At 65.6% G+C, this 23,272-nt stretch carries 20 protein-coding genes; 7 read left to right on the top strand and 13 right to left on the bottom strand.

All coding sequences use genetic code 11. The annotated features are described in order from the left end of the window. The first annotated feature begins 121 nt into the window (after window positions 1-121). The 3 genes from ilvC to GKC28_RS04425 all read left to right on the top strand — a co-directional run bounded on the left by ilvC (window position 122) and on the right by GKC28_RS04425 (window position 3,291). Window positions 122-1,144 carry a ketol-acid reductoisomerase gene (gene ilvC / locus GKC28_RS04435; protein WP_027236799.1) on the top strand — a complete coding sequence of 341 codons (1,023 nt, stop codon included), beginning with the start codon at window positions 122-124 and terminating at the stop codon, window positions 1,142-1,144. Between the two features lie 240 nt (window positions 1,145-1,384). Next, the gene (locus GKC28_RS04430) at window positions 1,385-2,293 is read left to right on the top strand and encodes a DMT family transporter (RefSeq protein WP_174145418.1); all 909 of its coding nucleotides are present in this window, start codon (window positions 1,385-1,387) and stop codon (window positions 2,291-2,293) included. A gap of 92 nt (window positions 2,294-2,385) precedes the next feature. Further along, window positions 2,386-3,291: a DMT family transporter gene (locus GKC28_RS04425; protein WP_174145416.1), complete on the top strand. Its 906-nt coding sequence runs from the start codon at window positions 2,386-2,388 to the stop codon at window positions 3,289-3,291. Between the two features lie 15 nt (window positions 3,292-3,306). Here the strand turns inward: GKC28_RS04425 and glmM are convergent, their stop codons facing one another. The 8 genes from glmM to GKC28_RS04385 all read right to left on the bottom strand — a co-directional run bounded on the left by glmM (window position 3,307) and on the right by GKC28_RS04385 (window position 14,042). Beyond that, window positions 3,307-4,653: a phosphoglucosamine mutase gene (gene glmM / locus GKC28_RS04420; RefSeq protein WP_174145414.1), complete on the bottom strand. Its 1,347-nt coding sequence runs from the start codon at window positions 4,651-4,653 to the stop codon at window positions 3,307-3,309. A 23-nt stretch (window positions 4,654-4,676) separates the two neighbouring features. Further along, the gene (folP, locus tag GKC28_RS04415) at window positions 4,677-5,672 is read right to left on the bottom strand and encodes a dihydropteroate synthase (RefSeq protein ID WP_174145412.1); all 996 of its coding nucleotides are present in this window, start codon (window positions 5,670-5,672) and stop codon (window positions 4,677-4,679) included. Then, on the bottom strand, window positions 5,669-6,589 hold the full coding sequence (locus GKC28_RS04410; protein WP_174145410.1) for a dihydroneopterin aldolase: 921 nt from the start codon (window positions 6,587-6,589) through the stop codon (window positions 5,669-5,671). Before GKC28_RS04410 ends, folP begins: the two co-directional genes overlap by 4 nt. 128 nt (window positions 6,590-6,717) lie before the next feature. Continuing rightward, window positions 6,718-7,374 (bottom strand): cell wall hydrolase, encoded by a 657-nt coding sequence (locus GKC28_RS04405; RefSeq protein WP_254604145.1) that lies wholly within the window; start codon window positions 7,372-7,374, stop codon window positions 6,718-6,720. Window positions 7,375-7,546: 172 nt separating this feature from the next. Then, window positions 7,547-10,123, bottom strand: coding sequence for a pyruvate, phosphate dikinase (locus GKC28_RS04400; RefSeq protein ID WP_174145408.1), 2,577 nt, complete (start codon window positions 10,121-10,123; stop codon window positions 7,547-7,549). Window positions 10,124-10,301: 178 nt separating this feature from the next. Further along, a complete protein-coding gene (gene glyS, locus GKC28_RS04395) occupies window positions 10,302-12,473 on the bottom strand; it encodes a glycine--tRNA ligase subunit beta (protein WP_174145406.1) in 2,172 nt (723 codons plus the stop codon). A gap of 76 nt (window positions 12,474-12,549) precedes the next feature. After that, a complete protein-coding gene (locus GKC28_RS04390; protein WP_174145404.1) occupies window positions 12,550-13,083 on the bottom strand; it encodes a DUF6446 family protein in 534 nt (177 codons plus the stop codon). Between the two features lie 17 nt (window positions 13,084-13,100). Continuing rightward, window positions 13,101-14,042, bottom strand: coding sequence for a glycine--tRNA ligase subunit alpha (locus GKC28_RS04385; protein WP_174145402.1), 942 nt, complete (start codon window positions 14,040-14,042; stop codon window positions 13,101-13,103). A gap of 256 nt (window positions 14,043-14,298) precedes the next feature. Here GKC28_RS04385 and GKC28_RS04380 point away from each other — a divergent pair, with 256 nt between their 5' ends. Further along, on the top strand, window positions 14,299-16,071 hold the full coding sequence (locus GKC28_RS04380) for a trypsin-like peptidase domain-containing protein (RefSeq protein WP_174145400.1): 1,773 nt from the start codon (window positions 14,299-14,301) through the stop codon (window positions 16,069-16,071). 257 nt (window positions 16,072-16,328) lie between these two features. Here the strand turns inward: GKC28_RS04380 and GKC28_RS04375 are convergent, their stop codons facing one another. From GKC28_RS04375 to GKC28_RS04360, 4 genes are all read right to left on the bottom strand, one after another. Next, on the bottom strand, window positions 16,329-16,970 hold the full coding sequence (locus GKC28_RS04375) for an SDR family oxidoreductase (RefSeq protein ID WP_174145398.1): 642 nt from the start codon (window positions 16,968-16,970) through the stop codon (window positions 16,329-16,331). Window positions 16,971-16,998: 28 nt separating this feature from the next. Continuing rightward, the gene (locus GKC28_RS04370; RefSeq protein ID WP_174145396.1) at window positions 16,999-17,505 is read right to left on the bottom strand and encodes a DUF1178 family protein; all 507 of its coding nucleotides are present in this window, start codon (window positions 17,503-17,505) and stop codon (window positions 16,999-17,001) included. Window positions 17,506-17,583: 78 nt separating this feature from the next. Further along, window positions 17,584-18,357, bottom strand: a complete 774-nt coding sequence (locus tag GKC28_RS04365; RefSeq protein ID WP_174145393.1) for an EcsC family protein — start codon at window positions 18,355-18,357, stop codon at window positions 17,584-17,586. A 61-nt stretch (window positions 18,358-18,418) separates the two neighbouring features. Further along, on the bottom strand, window positions 18,419-18,907 hold the full coding sequence (locus tag GKC28_RS04360) for a GNAT family N-acetyltransferase (protein WP_174145391.1): 489 nt from the start codon (window positions 18,905-18,907) through the stop codon (window positions 18,419-18,421). A gap of 98 nt (window positions 18,908-19,005) precedes the next feature. Here GKC28_RS04360 and GKC28_RS04355 point away from each other — a divergent pair, with 98 nt between their 5' ends. Both GKC28_RS04355 and GKC28_RS04350 read left to right on the top strand, forming a co-directional pair. Continuing rightward, window positions 19,006-19,611 carry a flavin reductase family protein gene (locus GKC28_RS04355; RefSeq protein ID WP_174145389.1) on the top strand — a complete coding sequence of 202 codons (606 nt, stop codon included), beginning with the start codon at window positions 19,006-19,008 and terminating at the stop codon, window positions 19,609-19,611. An 8-nt stretch (window positions 19,612-19,619) separates the two neighbouring features. Further along, the gene (locus GKC28_RS04350) at window positions 19,620-20,261 is read left to right on the top strand and encodes a CatB-related O-acetyltransferase (protein WP_174145387.1); all 642 of its coding nucleotides are present in this window, start codon (window positions 19,620-19,622) and stop codon (window positions 20,259-20,261) included. A 275-nt stretch (window positions 20,262-20,536) separates the two neighbouring features. On the opposite strand, the gene GKC28_RS04345 is transcribed toward GKC28_RS04350, so the two are convergent. Further along, the gene (locus GKC28_RS04345; RefSeq protein WP_174145385.1) at window positions 20,537-22,180 is read right to left on the bottom strand and encodes a SulP family inorganic anion transporter; all 1,644 of its coding nucleotides are present in this window, start codon (window positions 22,178-22,180) and stop codon (window positions 20,537-20,539) included. Between the two features lie 228 nt (window positions 22,181-22,408). Here GKC28_RS04345 and GKC28_RS04340 point away from each other — a divergent pair, with 228 nt between their 5' ends. Beyond that, a complete protein-coding gene (locus GKC28_RS04340) occupies window positions 22,409-23,059 on the top strand; it encodes a PRC-barrel domain-containing protein (protein WP_174145383.1) in 651 nt (216 codons plus the stop codon). Window positions 23,060-23,272 lie beyond the last annotated feature (213 nt).

The following is a 23,272-nucleotide window of genomic DNA, read 5'->3' as shown; positions in this document are numbered from 1 at the left end:
TATCAGGCCAAATGACGAATGACCACTGCAAAGAAACTGCGAAACTCATGCACAACAGCAATCGCCTTCCCCGCCCACATGCCTATGATGCCCTCAAACACCAAACGAAAGGACGTGGATCATGCGCGTTTATTACGACCGCGATTGCGATGTGAACCTGATCAAGGACAAGAAAGTGGCCATCCTGGGCTATGGCTCCCAGGGCCACGCCCATGCGCTGAACCTGCGCGACTCCGGCGCCAAGAACCTTGTCGTTGCCCTGCGCGAAGGCTCCCCCTCGGCCAAGAAAGCCGAAGGCGAAGGCCTGCAGGTCATGGGTATCGCAGAAGCCGCGGCCTGGTGCGACGTGATCATGTTCACCATGCCCGACGAACTGCAGGCTGAGACCTACAAGAAATACGTCCACGACAACATCAAGCCCGGCGCGGCCATCGCGTTCGCCCACGGCCTGAACGTGCACTTCGGCCTGATCGAGCCGAAAGAAGGCGTCGACGTGATCATGATGGCGCCCAAGGGCCCGGGCCACACCGTGCGCGGCGAATACACCAAGGGCGGCGGCGTGCCCTGCCTGGTCGCGGTTCACACCGACGCCACCGGCAAGGCGCTGGAAACCGGCCTGTCCTACTGCTCCGCCATCGGCGGCGGCCGTTCGGGCATCATCGAAACCAACTTCCGCGAAGAATGCGAAACCGACCTGTTCGGCGAGCAGGCAGTTCTCTGCGGCGGCCTGGTTGAGCTGATCCGCTGCGGTTTCGAGACCCTGGTCGAAGCCGGCTACGCACCGGAAATGGCCTACTTCGAGTGCCTGCACGAAGTGAAGCTGATCGTTGACCTGATCTATGAAGGCGGCATCGCCAACATGGACTACTCGATCTCCAACACCGCCGAGTACGGCCAGTACGTCACCGGTCCGCGCATCCTGAAGTACGACGAAACCAAAGCCCGCATGAAAGCGGTTCTGGAAGACATCCAGCAGGGCAAATTCGTCCGCGACTTCATGCTGGAGAACCAGGTTGGCCAACCGACCCTGAAAGCTTCCCGCCGTGCCAACGACGAGCACCTGATCGAAGAAACCGGCGCCAAGCTGCGCGGCATGATGCCGTGGATCTCGGCCGGCAAGATGGTCGACAAAGAAAAGAACTAAGGCGCCCGCGGAACCCTCCGCTGACCTTACCTCTGCAGGGCGCTCCATCTTGGAGCGCCCTTTTTTCTTCGGCGCATCCATTTCGCGCACATTTAATTTCGTTGAACCATATGCCCGAATGCGGAGAACTTCATGTGATGCGCCAAGGGCAGCGCCCGGCCCTGGGTGGGCGTGAAGCGCCCTCCCGTGGGGAGGGTCGGGCGCAGCCCGGCCTTCAGCCGGGCGGGACAGGAGATAAAAATGAATCAATCCCCCGGCGCTGCCAATTGGGTCAAGCTCCTGTTCCTCGGTGTGATCTGGGGCGCCTCTTTCATGGCGGTGTCGCTGGCACTCAGGGGCTTCCCGCCGATGACTATCGCTGCGCTGCGGATCTCCATCGGTGCGCTCTGTCTTCTGGGCGTGGTCTATGCGATGGGCATCGGCCTGCCCTCCATCCTCACGCGGGAAGGCCGGATCATCTGGGCCTGCGCCATCGGCATGGGGTTCTTTACCAACGCCCTGCCCTTCACCCTGCTCAGCTGGGGGCAAACTTACGTGGCCAGCGGCTTTGCCGGGGTCTGCATGGCGGTGGTGCCGCTGTTTGTTCTGCCGCTGGCGCATCTTCTGGTGCCGGGCGAGCATATGACCCTGCGCCGCACCATCAGCTTCCTGATCGGCTTCGCCGGTGTTGTGGTGCTGATCGGTCTGGATGCCTTCCGCTCCGCCGGAACCGATTTTGAATCACTGGCCCGCCTCGCCTGCCTTGGTGCGTCGCTGTGCTACGCCATCGGTTCGATCATCACCCGGCTCTGCCCGCAGGTGAACATGCTGTCGCTCTCTGCCGCGGCGCTCCTCTGCGGTGCCGCCATGATGACCCCCGCCGCGCTCTGGGCCGAGGGCGTGCCGGACCTGCCCGCCGCCCTGCCGCTCGGCGCCGTGATCTACCTTGGCCTGCTGCCCACCGCCCTCGCCCAGGTGCTGCTGGTGCAGGTCGCCCGCAGCGCAGGCCCGGCCTTCCTGTCCACCGTGAACTACCAGGTGCCGGTCTGGTCGGTGATCTTCGGCGCGGCCCTTCTGGGGGAAACCCTGCCGCCGCAGCTGTTTGCCGCGCTGGCGCTGATCCTCGGCGGCCTCCTCCTCAGCCGCAACCGCCGCCCGCGCGTGGCGTGAAGCGCAAACGCTTCGATCGATAACAAAGCAATTGCCATTGACCCCGCCCGCCCGGCGGGGTCTTGTCGCGCGATGAACGGCAAGAGGACCCCATGCCCGATATCGCACCGCGCTACTGGCTGATGATTGCCACCCTCGGCTTTGTCTGGGGCGGAACCTTTCTGCTGATCAAGCTGGCGCTGGACGGGATCACCCCGTTCTGGCTGGCCGCCAGCCGGATCGGCTTTGCCGCGCTGCTGCTGTGCGCGGTCTGGGGCTGGCGCGGGTTCAAGCTATTCAAAGGTAAGGCCAACTGGCCCTCGCTGATCCTCATCGGCATTCTCAGCACCGCCCTGCCCTTCATGCTGATCTCCTGGGGACAGCAGCATGTCTCCTCCGGCTTTACCGGCGTCAGCATGGCGGCGATCCCGCTGATGGTGCTGCCTTTGGCGCATGTCTTTGTGCCGGGCGAGCAGATGACCCTGCGCCGCCTCATCGGTTTCTGCATCGGCTTTGCCGGCGTTGCGCTGCTGATCGGCGGCAAGGCGTTTGAAACCAGCGGCGCCGAACTGGAGGCCTATGGCCGCGCCGCCTGCCTGTCAGCGGCAGCCTGCTACTCGGTCAGCTCCATCCTGACCCGCCGCCTGCCGCCCGCCGACCCGGTCGGGCTGGCAGCCATCTTCCTGGTGATCGGCTGTTTCATCATCTTTCCGGCCGCCTGGGCCGCCGAAGGCCCGCCAGTGATGCCCGACACAAAAACGCTGCTGATTGCTGCCATCCTCGGCCTGATCCCCACCGCCGCAGCAAACCTGCTGCGCGTCATCGTGGTGCGCGAGGCGGGCCCCACCTTCATGACCCTCACCAATTACCAGGTGCCGGTCTGGGCGGTGGTGCTTGGAGCGGTGTTCCTGGGCGAAGAGCTGCCGCCCTCGATGCTGCTGGCAATGGTAATGATCCTGGGCGGCCTTGGCCTCAGCCAGCTCGGCAGGCTCAGCCGCCTGTTCAGCAAAGGGCGCTGAGCGCCCTCTGCCGGTTCACTGCGCGACGGCAGCCTCAACCGCGGCGACCACGCTGTCCACTGCCAGCGTCATCACTTCGGCGTCCTCGCTCTCGGCCATCACCCGCACCAGCGGCTCGGTGCCGGATTTGCGGATCAACAGGCGCCCCTGGCCGTCCAGCATCTTCTCAGCCGCGGCAATCGCCTCCTGCACCCGCGCATCCTCCAGCGGCACCTGGCCCGCCTGGAACCGCACGTTGCGCAGCCGCTGCGGCACGGTCTCGAACTGATGCGCCAGCTCTGACGCCTTCTGGCCGGTCTGCACCATCGCAGCCAGGAAATGCAGCCCCGCCATCAGCCCGTCACCGGTGGTGGCATAGTCGCTCATCACGATATGGCCGGATTGCTCGCCGCCCAGGTTGAACCCGCCCTCGCGCATCCGCTCCACCACATAGCGGTCGCCGACGGACGTGCGCTCCAATCCCAGGCCCTTGCCCTCAAGGAAGCGCTCAAGCCCGAGGTTCGACATCACGGTCGCAACCAGCGCGCCGCCAGTCAGAAGACCTTCTTCGGCCCAGCGGCTGGCCAGCAGCGCCATCAGCTGATCGCCATCCGCCACCGTGCCGGTCTCGTCGATCAGAATCACCCGGTCGGCATCGCCATCCAGGCAGATCCCGACATGCGCCCCATGCGCCACCACTGCCTCAGCCGCGGTCCGGGGCTGGGTCGAACCGCAGCCGCGGTTGATGTTCAGCCCGTCAGGCGACACACCGACCGCAATAACCTCCGCGCCCAGTTCCCACAGGACCTCGGGCGCGGTGCGGTGCGCCGCGCCATTGGCGCAGTCGATCACAACTTTTAGCCCGTTCAGGCCCAGATTGCGCGGCAGGGAGCTCTTGACCCGCTCGCCATAGCGGAAACGGGCATCGTCAATCCGCTTGGCACGGCCGATGTTGACAGCCTGGGCCGGTTCGACCCCAGCCTCCACCAGCGCCTCGATCTCCATCTCGGCGCCGTCCGACAGCTTGAACCCGTCCGGTCCGAAGAACTTGATGCCATTGTCCTCGGACGGGTTGTGGCTGGCCGAGATCATCACCCCCAGATCCGCCCGCATCGAGCGCGTCATCAGCCCCACCGCGGGCGTCGGCACCGGCCCCAGCAGCAGCACGTTCATGCCGGTCGAGGTCAGCCCCGCCGTCAGTGCGTTTTCAAACATGTAGCCGGACAGCCGGGTGTCCTTGCCGATCACCACCCGGTGCACCCCGGTGCCATCGCGCCGGAAATAACGCCCTACTGCCGCACCGATGCGCAGCGCCATTTCGGCGGTCATGGGGTGGATGTTGGCGGTGCCGCGCACGCCATCGGTTCCAAAGAGTTTCCGCATTATGCCTTCCTGCCTAAAAGGCCTTACCGGACCGCCTGCCAAAGCCGCAGGGCCTGAACCGTCTCAGCCACGTCATGCACCCGCAGGAATTGCACGCCTTGCGCCAGGGCCGCAAGCCCCACCGCAATCGAACCCGGCGCCCGGGCATCCGCGCGCGGCGCATCACCGATGGTGCCGATGAACTTCTTGCGCGACACCCCCAGCAAGACGGGACAGCCAAGCGCATGAAACAGGCTGAGATTGCGCAGAAGTGTCAGGTTATGCTCCTGCGTCTTGCCGAACCCGATGCCCGGGTCGACCACGATCTGCTCGCGGACCACGCCAATGGCTTCCAGCCGGTCGATCTGGTTGCTCAGGAAGTCATAGACATCCAGCAGCACATTTCCGTATTGCGGATCATCCTGCATGGTCGCCGGGTCGCCCTGGGCATGCATGATGCAGACCGGCACGCTGGCCTGCGCCGCCAGGGGCGCCAGCGCCGGATCGAAGGTGAAGCCCGAGACATCATTCAGCAGGTTCGCTCCCGCTTCCAAGGCTTCCATGCCCACCGTGGCCTTGCGGGTGTCAATGGAGACCGGCACCGGGCACTCGGCGCGAATGGCCGCAATCACCGGCGCCGTGCGCTCGATTTCCTCAGCCTCGGGCACTTCAGCAGCCCCGGGGCGGGTGGATTCGCCGCCCACATCAATGATCGTGGCGCCATCAGCCACCATCTGCAGCGCCGCTGCCTTCCCAGCCTCGGTACCGGCATGCCTGCCGCCATCCGAGAAACTGTCCGGCGTCACATTCAGAATGCCCATGATCTGCGGCTGGGTCATGTCCAGCCCGGCGATCGACGCGCGCCGCGCGCTCAGGCGGCGGCGCTCCATCTCGGGGACCAGTCCGGCAGGCACGATCCGCGGCGGCGCATCACGGCTCAGGATTTCAACCTCGGTGAACCATAAGGCACTGCCTGCCAGCGGGACCGCGCCTTCGGGACGCGCCTCTCCGTGCTGAACCAACGGCCGGTAATATGTCACAGTTGTGCTTGCTCCACGCTGACGGCCCGCAAGGGGACACCGGGATTATCAGGCAAATCCCCGCCAAGCACAATCATTTCACCGGCTTCAAAGGTAGCGGCAAACCAGGCAGCCAGTGCCACCGAGTTCGACGGCGGCGCCGAGGGCCCTTCCACCGCGTCCAGCACGATCTTGGACGGCGCCCAGACGCAGATCTGGCCGTTCTTCATCGCCCAGTCCAGCTCGGTCCGGGTGGAGACCACCACGCAGCGGTCGTCCTTGGCCGCCAGCCGCCAGGCGTTCTGTTCGATCGCCAAAAGGTCGATCCGCCGCTGGGTCCATTTGTGACCGGTCGTGGGAACCGCCAGCGGGTGGGTGCCGACACACAGTATCAACGGCCGTTTGCGGCATTCCATCTGGTCGATCCAGCCGGTCAGGTTCTCACTGTCGATGGCGGTGTTGGAAAGGTACATCAGCCGCGGATGCGGGCGGTCCTGTTCCTCAGCCAGATGGCTGATCTGGTCTTTTGAGCGGACCACCTCGACGCCCAGAGCCCCCGGGCCGCGGTCCAGCTTCTCGATCCGCACAAAGGCGCGCACCGCCTGATGCTCCAGCAGGATCCGTTCGGCCACGCGTTCCGCCAGGGTCTCCAGCAAGTTCAGCCGCTCTGCCGCCAGCTCATGGGCGATGGCCTCGGTCACCTTGTCATAGGACAGGATCCGGTCGACGTCGTCATCCAGGTCCTTGGGCAGCGGCGCAACCTCCACCACCACATTGAAGCAGATCCGCTGGGTGGTGCCGCGCTCCGCCTGGAACGCGCCGATCTCCACCTCGACGGTATGGTCGCGCAGCGAAATGCGGTCCAGCGGGCCCGGCGCGGCAGTGGCCATCGAACGTTCGGACGGATGCGCAAAGGCAAGGCGGATTTCAGAGGGCATGGGAAACGGGCCTTTGGCTGGCTGTGTCAGGTGTGGGTCCCAACAATAGACTTTCGGCGGCTTCTTAACAGTCCCGCATACGCCATGCCAGTAGCAGAAAGCGGCACCTTGATGCCGCCTTCAAGCCATCAGTTGCTCATTGCGGTTTGGTAGCGATCGTCGCGGTAGAACAGATGCACACCGATGCGCGTGGTGTTTGTGAAAGTGCGGCTCCAGCGCGGGCGCACCGCGGTGGTGTGATAGTAGGTCGCGCCTTCCGTCAGTTCCGACTTCAGCCCGTCCAGTGCCGCGCGCGCCACCTTGGCCACCCGCTGATACGCCTTCTTCTCGCGGATCACTTCCTTGTGGCCGTCGCAGGTGTAGGTGAACTGGCACTGGTACTTGCGCCCTGTCCCCTGGTTGATCACCCCGCAGGGGGTGTCCGGGAACTGTTCGCTCTGGACCCGGTTCAGGATCACTTCGGCGACCGCGAACTGGCCTTTCACGGTCTCGCCGCGCGCCTCGAAGTACAGCGCCTCGGCCAGGCAGGCGAACTGTTCGCCACCGGTCGCTTTGGGCTGGGAGTCCAGCCAGGCTTTTGAGTACTCCACCTGTTGCGTCCTGGTCTTGCGGCTCTTGAACGGATTGGCGCGGAATCCGAAAAATCCGCTGAACTTCCGCGCAGGTACCGCGTTGAGACTGGCCTGCTCGCGCTCGATCAGCGCATCCAGGCCGGTTTCGGCAGCAACACTCTTACCCATCGCGATGGTGGCAGCCATCACGGCAATCATAGTCAACAATTTCATTCAGGGTTCCCCCGTCCTTACGGCTTGCTACCGGTTTCCCCGGCTACATGCGATCGCAGCCCTTAATGGAATTGGCCCCGAACGTCCAGCTTGCCGCCCAGAGGTGCGACAGCAGGGTTAACGCAAATGCTGGTCCAGCACCGTTTCCGGCGGCTGGGTACCCGGAATTTTCCTAATATTTAGTGTAAGTTGGCGCAACCTGACCGGTTTTACTGCCAATCGCCAGCTGGGCGGCGGCTAACCGCGCAACCGGAACCCTGAAAGGCGAGCATGAAACGTAATCAAAGCCTGCATCACGGCAGAACGCAATCGATTCGGGGTTGCCGCCGTGCTCGCCGCAGATCGACAGCGTGATCTCGCCGTTCTCCGACCGGCCGCGCTGGACCCCCAGCTTCAGCAGCTCGCCGACCCCGTCGGTGTCCAGAACATGGAACGGATCCTCCGGAAACACTCCCTGATTCACATATTCCGACATGAACCGCCCGGCGTCATCGCGCGACAGGCCATAGGTCATCTGCGTGAGGTCATTGGTGCCGAAGCTGAGAAAAGCCGTGTGCGGCGAGATCTCCCCCGCCCGCAGCGCGGCGCGCGGCGTTTCCACCATCACCCCCAGCCGGTAGGTGAAGTCCTCGCCGCGCTCGAATTTGACAGCGGCGGCCACCGCATCGATGCGGGCCTTGACCAGTTCCACCTCGCGCTTGGCCGACACCAGCGGAATCATGATCTCCGGTACCACCGGCTCGCCCCATTTCGAAGCTTCCAGAGTGGCCTCGAAGATGGCACGCGCCTGCATGTCGTAGATTTCCGGCACGGTGACCCCCAGCCGCACCCCGCGCAGACCCAGCATCGGGTTGTATTCGTCCATCTCCTCGACCCGGCGGGTCACATCGCTGACCGGAATGCCCAAGGCCTCCGACAGCTCGCGCTGGCCGGTCTTGGTGGCGGGCAGGAACTCATGCAGCGGCGGGTCGAACAGGCGGATGCAGACCGGCATCCCCTCCATGATCCGGAACAGCTCGCGGAAGTCGTCGCGCTGCATCGGCAGCAGACGCTCCAGCACCGCCTCCCGGCCCGAAGACGTCTCGGCAAAGATCATCTCCCGCATCACGGTCAGCCGCCCGGGCTCAAAGAACATATGCTCCGTCCGGCAGAGGCCAATGCCCTGCGCGTTGAATTTGCGCGCCATTTCAGCATCTTCCGGCGTGTCGGCATTGGCACGGATGCCGATGTCGCGGACCTCGTCCGCCCAGGTCAGCAGGGTCAGCAGCGCCCCGTCCTCAGCCGCTTCCAGCATCTGCGGCTGGCCCGCCAGCACCTGGCCGCTGCTGCCGTCGATGGTGATCGTGTCGCCTGCGTTGAACACCCGGCCATCGGCGGCCTCCAGCATCTTGCGCTTGCTGTGGAACTTCATGTTGGAGGCGCCGACGATGCACGGCAGCCCCAGGCCGCGGCCGATCACCGCCGCATGGCTGGTCATGCCGCCCTTTTCGGTCAGCACGCCGGCAGCGGCGTGCATGCCGCGCACATCCTCCGGCGAGGTCTCCCGGCGCACCAGAATGCACGGCTCGCCGCGGGCTGCGCTGGCCTGTGCGCCGGCCGCGGTAAACACCAGCTTGCCGGTTGCCGCGCCGGGGCTGGCGGCAATGCCGCGGCCGATCACATCGCGCTTGGCTTCCGGCGCCACCTGGCGGTGCAGCAGCTCGTTCAGGATATGCGCATCCACCCGCATCAGGGCTTCTTCCTTGGGGATCACGCCATCCTCGGCCAGCGCCACCGCAATCCGCACCGCCGCCTGCGCCGTGCGCGTCACCCGCACCCCGTCCAGGATATGCACCCGGCCGTTGTCGACGACAAACTCCAGCTGCATCTCCTCGCGCAGCTTCTCCCGCATCAGCGCCGCGTGAGCTTTCAAATCGGCAAAGGCCTCCGGCGCCAGCTCCTCCAGCGACAGCCCGCGGGCGTCCTTGCCCAGATACAGCGCCTTTGCTCCGGCCCCCAGCGCGTCGCGCCCCTGGCTCTGGCTCAGGTAGCGCCCCGTCAGCTGCGGCATGCCGGTGGTCGAATTCACCAGCTGCAGCACGCCCGATCCGCATTCGCCCTGGCCCACCCCGGGGATCATCTCCTGCACCACCAGCCCGAGGCCGGCATCGGCCGGCGCCCCCTTGGCCTGCCGCAGCAGCCGCGCCGAGGTGCCCTCCCACGCCCGCGCCATCGAGCGCAGCACCGCCGCCAGCTGCTCGCCCGGGTCCTGCGGGAATTGCTCGTCGGTTTCCGCCTCATAGGCGTGCAGGATCTCGCTCAGCGCATCCGGGCCGCCGTCCTCGACATCATCGAACACATCCGGGTCCAGCCGTGCCACATGCACCGCATAGGACTGCACGAACCGCAGATAAAGCGCCGCCGCAGCCTCCCGCCCCAGGGTGTCGCAGAGGTCGACATAGCGCGCATCGTTCATGCCGATGTTCAGGATCGCCCCCGGCCCGCCCCAGTCGGGGTCTTCCGAGGACGGGCGCACGCACAGCAGCGCCTCCGGGTCGAATTCTGCCAGCACCACGTCCAGGTCCGGCATCTGCCCTTCGGCAATGGAATGCACCGCATCAAACGACAGCGCCACCGTGCGCGGCACCGGCAAGTCCAGCCGCACCAGCCGCTGCAGGCATTTCGCCCGGCCGCCATGGGTGGCCGTGGCCACCGGCGCGGTGGCGGTGATGAGGCAGGCCGGCGGGGTCTGTTCGAAATCTTTCTGCACTGCAGCACGTCTCCTTTGCAAGTCACCATAAGGCCAAGATGCGACGGCGCAAGAGTCTTGTAACAGGGCAGTGACGGATAACGCCGGCGCAGATACGGAAAACCGGCCTTCCCTGGCGGAAAGGCCGGTCCCTGCGGGGCAGGTATTTGTGACCAGAAAGAAGCAGCCGGGGCGGTGCTCAGCCTTCGACTTTGGTGAGATCCGCAACCTGGCCGCAGACCTGGCGGATCTGGCCCAGCAGGTTCAGGCGGTTGCGGCGGATGATGTCATTCTCCGCATTCACCTGCACTGCCTCAAAGAACGCGTCAACCGGCGCGCGCAGGGCGGCCATGCCCCGCATGGCTGCCGCGAAATCTTCGGCCTCGATGGCCGGGGAGATCGCCGCCCCGCCCGCCTCCAGCGCATCGAACAGCGCGGTTTCGGTTTCGTCCTCGGCAAATTTGCGGTCGGCACCGAACGAATACTCCACGCCGTCCTTTTCCTCCGCCTGGCTGAGGATGTTGTTGGCGCGCTTGAAGCCTTGCAACAGGTTTTCACCGTCATCGGTCTTGAGGAAATCCTCAAGCGCGCGTGCGCGTTTCACCAGCAGCGTGAGGTCATCGTTGCCCTCCATCGCAATGCAGGCGTCGATCACGTCATGGCGAATGCCCTGATCGCGCAGGAACACCTTGAGGCGATCGTGGAAGAAGGTCAGGAGGTCCTGAAGCACCGTTTCTTTCTCATCGTACTCGATCGAAGTTTCTTCATACGACCTGGTTGCCAGGAGTTTTGCTTCGGCTTTCGCACCTTTTGCCGCTTCTTTAAGCCAATCGGAGGGTTGGGGCCCCAACGCAGTAAGCAACACGCGGGCAAGATTCATCCTTACGTCATTCTCCAGCACCAGCCGGATTACCCCCAAGGCTGCACGACGCAGCGCGAATGGGTCCTTCGACCCCGTCGGCTTTTCGTCGATCGCCCAGAAGCCGGTCAGCGTGTCCAGCTTGTCGGCCAGCGCGACGGCAACAGACACCGGCTCGGACGGTACGTCATCGCCCGGCCCCAACGGCGAGTAGTGCGCCTCGCAAGCGTTTGCCACGTCTTGCGGCAGGCCAGCGGCTTCGGCGTAGTAGCGGCCCATCAGGCCCTGCAGTTCCGGGAACTCGTAGACCATTTCAGACGACAGGTCGGCCTTGGCCACCCGAGCGGCCTGCTCGGCCAGATCCGCATCGGCGCCCACCACCGGCGCGATCTCGCGGGCCAGCGCCGCGATCCGGTCGATGCGCGCGGCCTGGGTGCCCAGCTTGTTGTGGAAGGTCACATTGCCGAGGTTCTCTACCCAGGCGCTCATGCCCGCCTCGGATTTGGCGGTGCGCAGGTCGTTCTCCCAGAAGAACTTGGCATCGGCCAGACGCGCCGACAGCACCTTCTGGTTGCCCGCCAGGATGGTGGCGCCATTGTCCGCGGTCTCACGGTTGGCAACGGTGATGAATTTCTCGATCCGGCCGGTCTTGGGGTTCTTCACCGAGAAGAACTTCTGGTGCTCCTTCATCGAGGTCTGCAAAACCTCCGGCGGCAGCTCCAGGAACTCCTCGTCGATGGCGCCCATCAGGACCACCGGCCACTCGACCAAACCAGCGACCTCGGCCAGAAGCCCCTTGTCCTCGACGACGTCCAGACCGTTGGCAAAGGCCTGGTTGGTGGCCTCCTGCCAGATCGCCTCGGCGCGCTCGCGGGCGTCCAGCACCACATAGGCGCGTTTCAGCTTGGCGGCATAGTCGTCAAACCCCGTGACGGTGATCTCGTCCGGCGCCATGAAGCGGTGGCCGCGGGTTGTGTTGCCCGCCTTAATGCCGTCGATGTCCAGATCCACCACCAATGTCCCTGCCTCATCCGACAGGATGCACAGGATCGAATGCAGCGGCCGCACCCAGCGCAAGGAGCCCGCGCCCCAGCGCATGGATTTCGGCCAGGGGAAGTTGCGGACGGTGGTTTCCAGCACCTCGGCGATGATCTCAGCCGCCGGGCGACCGGGCTTTTCAATTTGCACGAAATAGACGGCCCCCTTGGGGGTTTCGCGTTCTTCCAGCTGCTCGCGGGTGACGCCCGCGCCGCGCAGGAAGCCCTCGATCGCCTTGTCCGGCGCGCCCACTTTCGGCCCCTTGCGCTCTTCGCGAATGGTGGGGCTTTCCGCCAGCAGGCCATCCACCGCCAGCGTCAGGCGGCGCGGCGTCGACAGCGCCGCGGCTCCGGCATAGGTGAGCCCCGCCTCGACCAGACCATCGGTCACGCGCTTCTTCAGGTCCTCGGCGGCACGCGCCTGCATGCGGGCCGGGATTTCCTCGGAAAACAGTTCAATGAGCAGATCGGGCATCAGATATCCTCGGGCGTGGCCGCGCGGGCGGGCGCAGCGGAATAATTGGTAAGGGAGGGCAAGGGGCGAAGGCGCATCATTCGCTTGCACCCGCCTCAGGCCGCGGCGGGCATTCCTCGCCCACCACGGTGCCGTCATAGGCTTTCTGGCCGCAGTCATTCAGCTCATGCCAGACATAGCCGCGGCCCTCGTCGGTGACAGCGACAATCCGGTCGACCCCATAGGAGATATTCTTGACCGACAGGAACGACTTGGCAGAGCCATTGGCCAGCTTGGCGCCAATGGCGGCGGCATCGAAACAGCCAAACCAGTCCGGCGCATTGCGCGGCTCGGTCTTGTCCGACAGGGTAAAGACCTGCGCCAGCGCGTCCGGCGTCACCTTGGTGGTGAAACAGGCACGGTAGCGGATCGGGGAGCTGTCAGCGTCAATCGCCTCAAAGCCAGAGTAGGCAATCGGCTGCCCTTCACCGCCTTCCAGCGGCACCAGCACTACGTCGCGGCCCGGCTGCAGCGCGACCTGATCATAGAAGCCATAGACCTGCAGATAATACATCGCACCCCCGGCGGCGAGGCCGGAGGCGATCAGGATCAGGGCCAGAAGTTTCCCCATAACGTGCCGTCTCCTGCTCAGGCCGCATTCTCAGCCGAATACCCTCCGGCTTCGGTCAGCACAAAGGCATCGGCGCATTGCTTGGCCAGCGCCCGGACGCGGCCGATATAGGCCTGGCGCTCGGTGACCGAAATCACCCCGCGCGCATCCAGCAGGTTGAAGATGTGGCTGGCCTTGATGCACTGGTCATAGGCCGGGTGCGCCATGATGATGCGCTTGCCGGTCTTCGGGTCCTGATGCTCCTGCGCCAGGATCGCGGCGCATTCGGCCTCGGCCTCCTCGAAATGGCGCAGCAAAACCTCTGTGTTGGCCACATCGAAGTTCCAGCGGGCGTATTCTTCCTCGGTCTGCTTGAACACATCACCGTAAGTCAGCGGGATCATCGCATCCGGATCGTTGAACGGCATGTCCATCACGTGATCGACACCCAGCACATACATCGCCAGACGCTCCAAGCCATAGGTCAGCTCACCGGACACGGGGTGGCAGTCATGGCCGCCGACCTGCTGGAAGTAGGTGAACTGGGAAACTTCCATGCCGTCGCACCAGACTTCCCAGCCCAGGCCCCAGGCGCCCAAAGTCGGGCTTTCCCAGTCATCCTCGACAAAGCGGATGTCATGCATCGCCATATCAACACCGATCGCCTCAAGGCTGCCCAGATACAGTTCCTGCAGGTCCGGCGGGCTGGGTTTGATCAGCACCTGGTACTGGTAGTAATGCTGCAGCCGGTTCGGGTTCTCGCCGTAGCGCCCGTCGGTCGGGCGGCGCGAGGGCTGCACATAGGCCGCGGCCCAGGCCTTGGTCCCCAACGAGCGCAGCGTGGTCGCCGGGTGGAAGGTGCCTGCGCCGACTTCCATGTCATAAGGCTGCATCACCGCGCAGCCCTTGGCGGCCCAGTAATTCTGGAGCCTCAGGATAATCTCTTGGAAGGAGCGCGGCGCGCCGTTGGTCTGGGTCATCTCTCATCCCTTTGGGGGCAGCTAAGGCAGCAATTGCGGGGATCTTCCTATGCAAGGCTTATGGCAGGGTCAACGCCCTGCGGGCAGTTGCACCGCACCTCCGCCATGCTGCCCGCAGCGCATCGGCAACAAAAGTGCGGGAATGCGGCAACGGGCCGGGAATTCCCCCTGTCATGAGGAGTTCCCTTTGCCGCCGCAAAATGCTTAATCTCCGCCTCAAAGAATAAGAGTACTTCCGGGATACGAGGCCCTGACCATGAAAAAACTGTTTGCCGCTCTGGCCCTGCCGCTGATTGCGCTGGCCATTGCGTTCACGGCGCCTGTTTCAGCGCAAAGCAGCCGCGATGGCGTCTGGATCCAGATCGCCGCCCGCCCCTCCCTGCGCGAGGCTGAAAACGAGGCCCGCAGCTATGCCGCCCGCCTGCCCGATGTCTCCGGCTATTCTATTGGCGGCGGCTGGTACGGGGTGGTGCTCGGCCCCTATTCCCGTGATGACGCCGAACGCGTGCTGCAGGTCTACCGCGCCGAGGGTCAGATCCCGCGCGACAGTTTCATCGCCTTTGAACGCAACCTGGGCAGCCAGTTCTACCCGGTAGCCGCGGATGCCACCCAGACCGCGGAACCTGCTCCTGCGCCCGCCCCCGTGGAACCCGCGGTGCAGCAGCCCGAACCGCAGCCGCAAACTGCCGTGCAGACCACCCTGCCCGATGAGACCCCGGCCCAGGCGCGCCGCAGCGAAAGCGCGCTCAGCCGTGAGCAGCGGATGGAGCTGCAGGTCGCGCTGAAAGCTGCAGGCTTTTACAACTCCGGCATCGACGGCGCCTTCGGCCGCGGCACCCGCGCCTCGATGAGCGACTGGCAGGCAGCCCGCGGCTTTGAGCCGACCGGCGTGCTGACCACCGCCCAGCGCCAGGTGCTGATGGATGAATACAACGCGCCGCTGATCTCGGTCGGCATGGCCCGGGCCGAGGACGCCAAGGCCGGCATCGCGCTGCAGATCCCGGCAGATGAAGTTGCCTTCGACCGCTATGAATCGCCTTTTGCGCATTACACCAGCAAAGGCGATCTGGGCGCCAAGCTGCTGCTGATCAGCCAGCCCGGCGACAAGCGCACCCTGTTCGGTCTCTACGACATCCTGCAAACGCTGGAAATCGTGCCGCTGGACGGCCCGCGCGAACGCGGCGCCAACAGCTTCACCATCGAAGGCCGCAGCAATCAAATCGTCTCCTTCACCCAGGCCAGCCTGAAGAACGGCGAGATCAAGGGCTTCACCCTGGTCTGGCCCGCCGGCGATGAAGACCGCCACGCCCGCGTTCTGGCCGCGATGCAGTCCAGCTTCACCCGTCTAGACGGGGTTCTGGACCCGGCTGAGGGCGGCGACGCGGTGCAAAACGTCGATCTGGTCTCCGGCCTGGAGATCCGCAAGCCGAAACTGTCGCGCAGCGGCTTCTTCGTGGATGGCAACGGCAGCGTTCTGACCACCTCGGACGTGGTGGCCGGCTGCACCCGGATCACCCTGGATCACGGCTATGAAGCCACCGTCGCCGCCAATAACGCCGCCGACGGCATCGCGGTGCTGAAACCCGCACAGCCTCTGGCGCCTGCCGCTGTGGGCGGCCTCAGCACCGCTTCGCCGCGGCTGCAGTCAGAGGTCGCGGTCTCCGGCTTCTCCTACGAGGGCGTGCTTGGCGCCCCCAGCCTGACCTGGGGCAAGATTGCTGACGTGAAAAGCCTGGACGGCAACACCAATGTCGCGCGCCTTGAGCTGGCGGCGCAGCCCGGCGATGCCGGCGGCCCGGTGCTGGATGCAACCGGCGCGGTGCTGGGGATGCTGCTGCCGCAGCAGTCCGGCGGCAAGCAGCTGCCCGAAGGCGTCAGCTTTGCCGTGAACGCCGAGGTGATCCGCGGCGCCTTGAATGACGCAGGCCTCAGCCCCGCCGCACAGCCCGCCTCCGGCGGCAGCCTGCCCAACGCGGCAATCACCCGGCTGGCCTCCGGCATGACCGTTCTGGTCAGCTGCTGGGAGTAACCCCTGCCCCGCTTGCAGGCAAACTGCTGACACAAAACAGCCGGCGCGGCTTTCGCGCCGGCTTTCCTTTTTGCAGCACCCGCAATCTCCCAGGTAGCGGCGCACTCCCGCCCGGCACCGGTCCCTGCCGGGCCCTCAGCCCGTTGGTCATGGCACCGTGCCTGCGCACGGTGCCGCGCCGCGCAAGGCCCCCAAGGGGGCTGGCAGGGCCAGGCCGCTGCGGGCGCGGGAGCGCTCCGCTGCCTGACAGCCTCCGCTCAGTAAGGGTGGATGCGGCCGTCCCATGTATGAAAGCAGCCGGTGGTGTCCACGGTAAGGACATCAAATTCATTGATCAGCCCGGCGACCGACTCCTGCACCGTGATATCGCCGTCATAGCCGCCCATGTCGGTCTGCACCCAGCCGGGATGGTAGATGCCGACGGCAATCCCTTCCGGCTTCAGGTCGGTGGCCAGATTGCGCCCGATATTCAGCGCCGCGGCCTTTGACGCGCGGTAGGCATAGCTGCCGCCCGGCGCCCGGCTGTGGCTGGCCATCTGCGACGACAGGATGGCAATCTTCGGCTCTTCCGCCAGCCGCAGGTTCGGCAGCATCGCCTGCACGGTCAGGAACACGCCGGTCACATTGGCCGCCATTGTCTTGGTCCAGACCTCCGCGGAGTAATCCTCCAGCCCCATCGCCTTGTCGATATAGACGCCTGCGTTGCAGACCAGCAGGTCCACCGGGCGGCCCTTGATCTGGGCGGCAAACCGCGCCTGCTGGCCGGGATCGGAGACATCCAGCTTGACGCCCGAGGAATGGTCGCGCGAGGTGCCCGTCACCTCATGGCCCGCTTCCCGCAGCTGCTTCACCAGCTCCTTGCCGATCCCGCGGCTGGTCCCCGTTACAACTGCATGCATTCTGCCCTGCCCTTCAGCTTGATATTCGTCAGTTGGATTTCCGGCCCGGGCGGAACGGCAGCGGCATCACCGGCACGCCTTCCTCGATCAGCTCCCGCGCGTCTTCCAGCCTGGCCTCGCCATGGATCGCCCGCTCCGGCGCCTCGCCCAGATGCATCGCACGGGCCTCCCGCACGAAACTGTCCCCCACATAGTCGGAGTTCTCCTCGACCTTCCTGCGCAGCTCGGCCAGCGCCTTCTCCACTTCGCCGGACGGGCGGCTCAGCATGCCCGGCCCCGGCGCCGCGGATGCAGGAACAGATGCCGGGGCAGGCCGAGGCGCAGGCGCAGCCTGAGGTTCAGGCTCGCCGACACCGGACACCGCCTTGCGGCCCGGGCGCACCCGCGGCGCCATGATGGCTTTTTTCACCTGCGTGCCGCCGCAGACAGCACAGGACACCATCCCGGCCGCCGCCAGCTTGTCAAAAGCCGCCGCCGACTGGAACCAGCTGTCAAACTCATGGCCGTCAGCACATTTGAGGCTGTATTGAATCATGCTTTCTCTCTTAGCAGGAAAAGCTGATTAAATCTGCCTTTCCGGCAAGCGCAAGAGGTCTCTGTGTCCACCGCGCAGCTACCGTGCCGCATCCGGGCGCTGCAGCCGCTGCAGCAGCCGTGCAGTCAGCTCCTCCGGCGCCACATCCGCCTCGACCGCCAGCCGCCTGAGGCCGAAATGCACATGCGCCATCTCCCGGTAATAGCCGGAAAACACATAGTTCACCGCCGCCCCCGCCACCGCGCCGGCAATCGGCACCGCCTGCGCCGCCAGTTTCTGCCCCAGCACCGCGCCCAGCTTCGGCGCCACCTGCGCGATCAGCTTGTGCACCCCCCCGGGCAGCCCCAGCCGGACGGAGACAAAGCCCAGATCCGCGCCGTCATCCTCTGCCAGCGGCCCTGCCGCGGCAAAGACCCGGATGCAGTCGAAGGTCACGCTTTCGGCCTCGGGATCAAACCCTTCCGCCGCCGCGGCGCTCTGGATCGTGCGCAGCAGAAAGGCGGTGGTGGCCGGCAGCTCCACCAGCGCGCCCGGCAGCCCCGCGGCACCGCCCGCAGCCCCCATGGCCGCGCTCACCATCCGGTCGACACCGGGTTTCTGATCCGGCACCAGGCGGCGCGAGCGGCTGGCGCCCTTCATGGCAAGGCGCAGGGCGGTCTCAGTGGCGCCGGTCAGCCCGGCCCGCACCGGTTGTGGCAGCCGTTCCAGCAGGCTCTCGCCGCTGCTGCCCAGCCGGTTCAGCAGGTCGACGCCAACCCCGCCCGCCGCCCGGTAACGCGCAGCCAGCGCGTCCAGCTCGGCCTCGATCTCCTGCGGGGTGTAGACCCGCGCGTTTGTCAGAACATCTGCCACATGCGTCTCCTCCGCCTTCTTGGGGCCAGGACCCTAAAGATCGGCAGCGAAAGGCACAATTTCAAGCCTGCCAGCGGCTCACCTGCCCCTGCACGCCGTCCCAGGCTCCGGCCTGCAGCGCCAGCCCCAGAACCCGCTCCGGGTTGGTCGGCGGCGGCATCTCCACCCCTGTCAGCCTGGTGAACCCGAACCGCTGGTAATAGGGCGCATCGCCCACCAGCATCACCCTGGCCCAGCCGCTTTCCTCTGCCTTGGCCAGGCTGTCGCGAATCAAAGACCCGCCCAGCCCCTCGCCCTGCCGCGTCGGATGCACCGCCACCGGCCCCAGCAGCAGCGCAGACGCGCCGCCGACCAGAACCGGCCAATAACGGATCGCCGCGGCCAGAATGCCGTCGCTGTCGCGCGCCACCTCGCTCAGGCCCTCGACCGGCGGCACCCCCTCGCGCAGGCGGTAGGACGACAGCGCCTCGCGCCCGGGCGCAAAGCACAGGTCGTACAGCGCCTCGACCTCCCACCGGTCGTCCGGCTGCTCTGCCCTCAATTCGATCACGCCGCCCCTGCCTCCGCATTCTTCCCTGCAGGCTGGCGTTTGGCCTAGCATGAGCGTAAGCCTTGGGCAAACATCTATGACCAGAGCAGGAAACAGAAATGTTCTACCGGCCCGAGGACGGCCACGGCCTCCCCCACAATCCCTTCAACGCCATCGTCACCCCGCGCCCGATCGGCTGGATCTCCAGCCGGTCCGCCGACGGGGTGAACAACCTGGCCCCCTACTCCTTCTTCAACGCCGTGGCCTACACGCCGCCGCAGGTGATGTTTGCCTCCACCAGCAGCAAGCCGGACCAGCAGGGCACCAAGGATTCGGTCGCCAATATCGAAGCCACCGGCGTCTTTTGCGTCAACGTGGTCTCCTACGCGCTGCGCGATGCAATGAACGCCAGCTCCGGCGCGCTGCCCAAGGACGTGGACGAATTCGACCATGCCGGTCTTGAGGCCGCGGAGTGCGAAACCATCGCCTGTTCCCGCGTCGCCGCAGCCCCGGCAGCGCTGGAGTGCAAACTCACCCGAATCGTCACCCTGCCGGGCGAGGCCAACAAGGTGGTGTTCGGCGAAGTGACCGGCGTGCACATGCGCGACGACTGCCTGCGCGACGGCGCCTTCGACGTCACCGCGTTCCAGCCGCTGGCCCGCCTCGGCTACCGCGACTATTCGGTGGTGCGCGACCTGTTTTCCCTGTCCCGCCCCGGAGAATAAGGCCTGCCATGCCCCTGCCCGATCCCCGCAAGCGCAACCCGATCAGCCTGCCGGACGGCACGCCCCACGCGGGCACGGTGATGCTGAACCGGGTGCTGGAGCATCCGAACATCAAGGCAGGAGATTACTCCTATGCCTCGGATTTCGACCCGCCGCAGGACTGGGCGCAGCATCTGGCGCCCTACCTCTTCCCCGGCGCCCGCGAGCGGCTCGTGATCGGCCGTTTCTGCCAGATCGCCCATGGCGCGCGTTTCATCACCGCCTCCGCCAACCACGCCCAGGACGGCCTCAGCTGCTACCCCTTCCCGGTGTTCGACCCGGATCAGATGGCCGGCTTCCAGCCCGACACCCGCGACACCATCGTGGGCAATGACGTCTGGATCGGCTACGGCGCGCTGATCCTGCCCGGCGCCCGCATCGGTGACGGCGCCATCATCGGCGCCGGCGCCGTGGTGCGCGGCACGGTGCCGCCCTATGCCATCGTCACCGGCAATCCCGGCGCGGTGCAAAGCTACCGCTTCTCCAAACCCCAGATCGCCCGGCTGCTGGCGCTCAAATGGTGGGACTGGCCCGCCGACCTCATCACCCGCGCCGAACCGGCGCTGCTGTCCGGCGACCTCGACATGCTGGAAAGCATCGCCCCCGACTGACACCCTGCCCGGCACTTGCTGGTCCGGAGCCGCCGCCTGAGACCGGACGGGCACCGCCCGCAGCGGCGGGCCAGCAGAATTGCCGAGGCTCCGCGCCGCCAGGCGTGGATACGGCCATTGTGCCGGCGCGGCGCGAGGACCGGTGGCAGGCACGGATCAGGGGATGGAGGATCCGGGCCAGCGTTTGCTGGTATGGTGAGCCGGAAGCCCCCTCTTCAAATCAAAGGCCCGCGGTTCACCAGAACCGCGGGCCTCATTGTTCATTATGTCAAAGCTCAGTGGCCGCCCAGGATACCGGTCCTGACCGAGTAATCCACCGCGACCTCGTATTCCGGGTCATCGTCGCTATCGACCATCAGGTGGCCCGCCTTGGTCAGCAGCTGGTGGCAGTCGCGGCTCAGATACCGCAGCACCAGCTTCTTGCCTTCAGCCTCATACTTCCCGGCCACCGCCTCGATCGCCTGCAGCGCCGACTGGTCCACCACCCGGCTGCGGGCAAAGTCCACGATCACATGGTCCGGGTCGCCCGCCACGTCAAACAGCTCGATGAACCCGTCGGTGGAGCCGAAGAACAGCGGCCCCTCGATCTCATAGACCTTGGCGCCCTTGTCGCTTTCGGACTCGCGGGTATAGGCATGGATGCGGCGCGCGTTGTTCCAGGCATAGGCCAGGGCCGAGACGATGACGCCCACAACCACCGCAACCGCCAGGTCCGACATCACCGTCACAACCGTCACCAGCACGATCACAAAGGCATCCATCAGCGGCACCTTGGTCATGATCTTCAGGCTGTTCCACGCGAACGTCCCGATCACCACCATGAACATCACACCCACCAGCGCCGCCAATGGGATCTGCTCGATCAGCGGCGAAGCCACCACGATGAACAGCAACAGGAACAGCGCCGCGGCAATGCCCGCAATCCGCGTCCGGCCCCCGGATTTCACGTTGATCATCGACTGGCCGATCATCGCACAGCCGCCCATGCCGCCAAAGAAGCCGGTCACCACGTTGGACGCGCCCTGCGCGATGCATTCCTGCGAAGCACCGCCGCGCTTGCCGGTGATCTCCCCCACCAGGTTCAGCGTCAGCAGGCTCTCGATCAAACCGATGGCGGCCAGGATCACCGCATAGGGGAGGATGATCCACAGCGTCTCCAGCGTGAACGGCGCCAGCGCTGTGCCATAAAGCCCCTCACCGGTGCCAAACGGGTTGTGGAAGCTCGGGAACCCGCCCTTGATGGAGGCCATATCGCCAACGGTCGGCACGTCGATGTTCAGCGCAATGACCAGAACCGCCACAACGCCGATCCCCGCCAGCGGCGCCGGGATAACGCTGGTGATCTTCGGCATCCCCCAGATGATCAGCATGGTGAGGCCAACCAGCCCCAGCATCATATACAGCTGCATCCCGCTCAGCCATTCCGCACCGCCCGTCCCCGGCACCTTGAACTGCGTCAGCTGCGCTAGGAAGATCACGATCGCCAGGCCGTTCACAAAGCCCAGCATCACCGGATGCGGCACCAGCCGGATGAACTTGCCCCAGTGCATCACACCGGCAAAGATCTGCAAAATCCCCATCAGCACCACGGTGGCAAACAGGTACTCCACCCCGTGCTGCGCCACCAGCGCCACCATCACAACCGCCAGCGCGCCGGTCGCGCCCGAGATCATCCCCGGACGCCCGCCGAACACAGCGGTGATCAGCCCCACCATGAAGGCCGCATAAAGCCCGACCAGCGGGTGCACCCCCGCGACAAAGGCAAAGGCGACGGCCTCCGGCACCAGCGCCAGCGCCACCGTCAGGCCGGAGAGCAGCTCGGTGCGCACGCGGCCCACGGTAAAGCCCTCGTCCTGCATGATCGAAAGATTGGGCGGGGAAATCTGCTTGGCCAGCAAAGCCACGGCTGCGCGTCTCATGTCAGGTACCTGTGCTCGGGAGGAGGAGTGTTCGCTGCCCGCCCCTAGCGGAAAACCGCCAACGGGGCAAGGGCACGGGGCGCATGCAGGCCTTTGCGGCCCCGCAGGCCTCTGCCTGGCCGCCGGCAGCGGCATTTTCTCAGATCCCGCGGGAACCGAACCCCGCGCAGGGCGTTTCCCCGATGAGTACTCACGCACAAGCAACCAGATAACTGAGGAGTGAACGCTATGAAAAAGCTGCTACTTTCCACCGCGCTTGCCGCCGTGACCGCCTTCCCCGCCTTTGCCTCCGATAGCACGATCGAGGAAACCGCCGAGGCAGCCGCTGAACAGGGCGCGGAACTGGCGTCCGACGCGGCAAATGCGGCTGAACAAGCCGGTGAGGCGATTGCCGAAGAAACCAGCGAAGCGGCAGCGGCAGCCGAAGCGGCTGCTGAAGAGGTCGCCCAGGAAGCCGCAGAGGCCGAAGCAGCGGCCGAGGCGGAAGCTGAGGCAAGCGCCACCGCAGATGCCGGCTCAGCCGAAACCATGTCCGGCACCGGAACCACAGCCGCCATGCAGCCCCGCGCCCCGGTTGAGCGCGACGGTTACATGACCGCGGAAGAAACCGACCTGACCGCCGATAAACTGACCGGCGCCGCCGCCTATGACGCCAACGACGAATGGATCGGCGAGGTCTCCGAACTGCTGCTGACCGACGAAGGCAAGGTCAAATCCGCAGTCATCGACGTCGGCGGTTTCCTGGGCCTTGGCGAAAAGCCGGTTGAGCTGGACCTCACCAAGATCGACATCCTGCGCGCCGACGACGGCTCCGACCTGCGCGTCTACATCCCGATGACCGAGGAAGAACTGAAGGCAATGCCCGACTACGAGGGCTGACCCTTGCACAAGCGTAAATCCAAGGAACCCGCCGCATGGCGGGTTCTTTTTTCCGCCCGGTGCGGCGGCGCTGACCACGTCCCTCCGGCGCGAACAGCCCCCTTGCCCCTTCATCTTCCCCCAAATACTCGCGTCCCATTGCCCGGCAGGCGGCTTTGCCGCCGAGAGCGGAGGCTCCCCCGCCCCCGGCACCCATCCGCTGCACATATGGTG

Source organism: Leisingera sp. ANG59, from assembly GCF_013317235.1.
In the GTDB taxonomy this organism is placed as follows: domain Bacteria; phylum Pseudomonadota; class Alphaproteobacteria; order Rhodobacterales; family Rhodobacteraceae; genus Leisingera.
This window is presented reverse-complemented; position numbering and strand designations above follow the sequence as displayed.

Bases quoted from the DNA above. Each gene is read 5' to 3' on its own strand.
- GKC28_RS04340 (WP_174145383.1), top strand. From the start codon at position 22,409: ATGAAAAAGCTGCTACTTTCCACCGCGCTTGCCGCCGTGACCGCCTTC.
- GKC28_RS04425 (WP_174145416.1), top strand. From the start codon at position 2,386: ATGCCCGATATCGCACCGCGCTACTGGCTGATGATTGCCACCCTCGGC.
- GKC28_RS04345 (WP_174145385.1), bottom strand. From the start codon at position 22,180: ATGAGACGCGCAGCCGTGGCTTTGCTGGCCAAGCAGATTTCCCCGCCC.
- GKC28_RS04375 (WP_174145398.1), bottom strand. From the start codon at position 16,970: ATGCATGCAGTTGTAACGGGGACCAGCCGCGGGATCGGCAAGGAGCTG.
- GKC28_RS04385 (WP_174145402.1), bottom strand. From the start codon at position 14,042: ATGACCCAGACCAACGGCGCGCCGCGCTCCTTCCAAGAGATTATCCTG.
- GKC28_RS04430 (WP_174145418.1), top strand. From the start codon at position 1,385: ATGAATCAATCCCCCGGCGCTGCCAATTGGGTCAAGCTCCTGTTCCTC.
- GKC28_RS04355 (WP_174145389.1), top strand. From the start codon at position 19,006: ATGTTCTACCGGCCCGAGGACGGCCACGGCCTCCCCCACAATCCCTTC.
- GKC28_RS04380 (WP_174145400.1), top strand. From the start codon at position 14,299: ATGAAAAAACTGTTTGCCGCTCTGGCCCTGCCGCTGATTGCGCTGGCC.
- GKC28_RS04350 (WP_174145387.1), top strand. From the start codon at position 19,620: ATGCCCCTGCCCGATCCCCGCAAGCGCAACCCGATCAGCCTGCCGGAC.
- GKC28_RS04390 (WP_174145404.1), bottom strand. From the start codon at position 13,083: ATGGGGAAACTTCTGGCCCTGATCCTGATCGCCTCCGGCCTCGCCGCC.
- glmM (WP_174145414.1), bottom strand. From the start codon at position 4,653: ATGCGGAAACTCTTTGGAACCGATGGCGTGCGCGGCACCGCCAACATC.
- GKC28_RS04410 (WP_174145410.1), bottom strand. From the start codon at position 6,589: ATGCCCTCTGAAATCCGCCTTGCCTTTGCGCATCCGTCCGAACGTTCG.
- GKC28_RS04405 (WP_254604145.1), bottom strand. From the start codon at position 7,374: ATGAAATTGTTGACTATGATTGCCGTGATGGCTGCCACCATCGCGATG.
- GKC28_RS04370 (WP_174145396.1), bottom strand. From the start codon at position 17,505: ATGATTCAATACAGCCTCAAATGTGCTGACGGCCATGAGTTTGACAGC.
- glyS (WP_174145406.1), bottom strand. From the start codon at position 12,473: ATGCCCGATCTGCTCATTGAACTGTTTTCCGAGGAAATCCCGGCCCGC.
- ilvC (WP_027236799.1), top strand. From the start codon at position 122: ATGCGCGTTTATTACGACCGCGATTGCGATGTGAACCTGATCAAGGAC.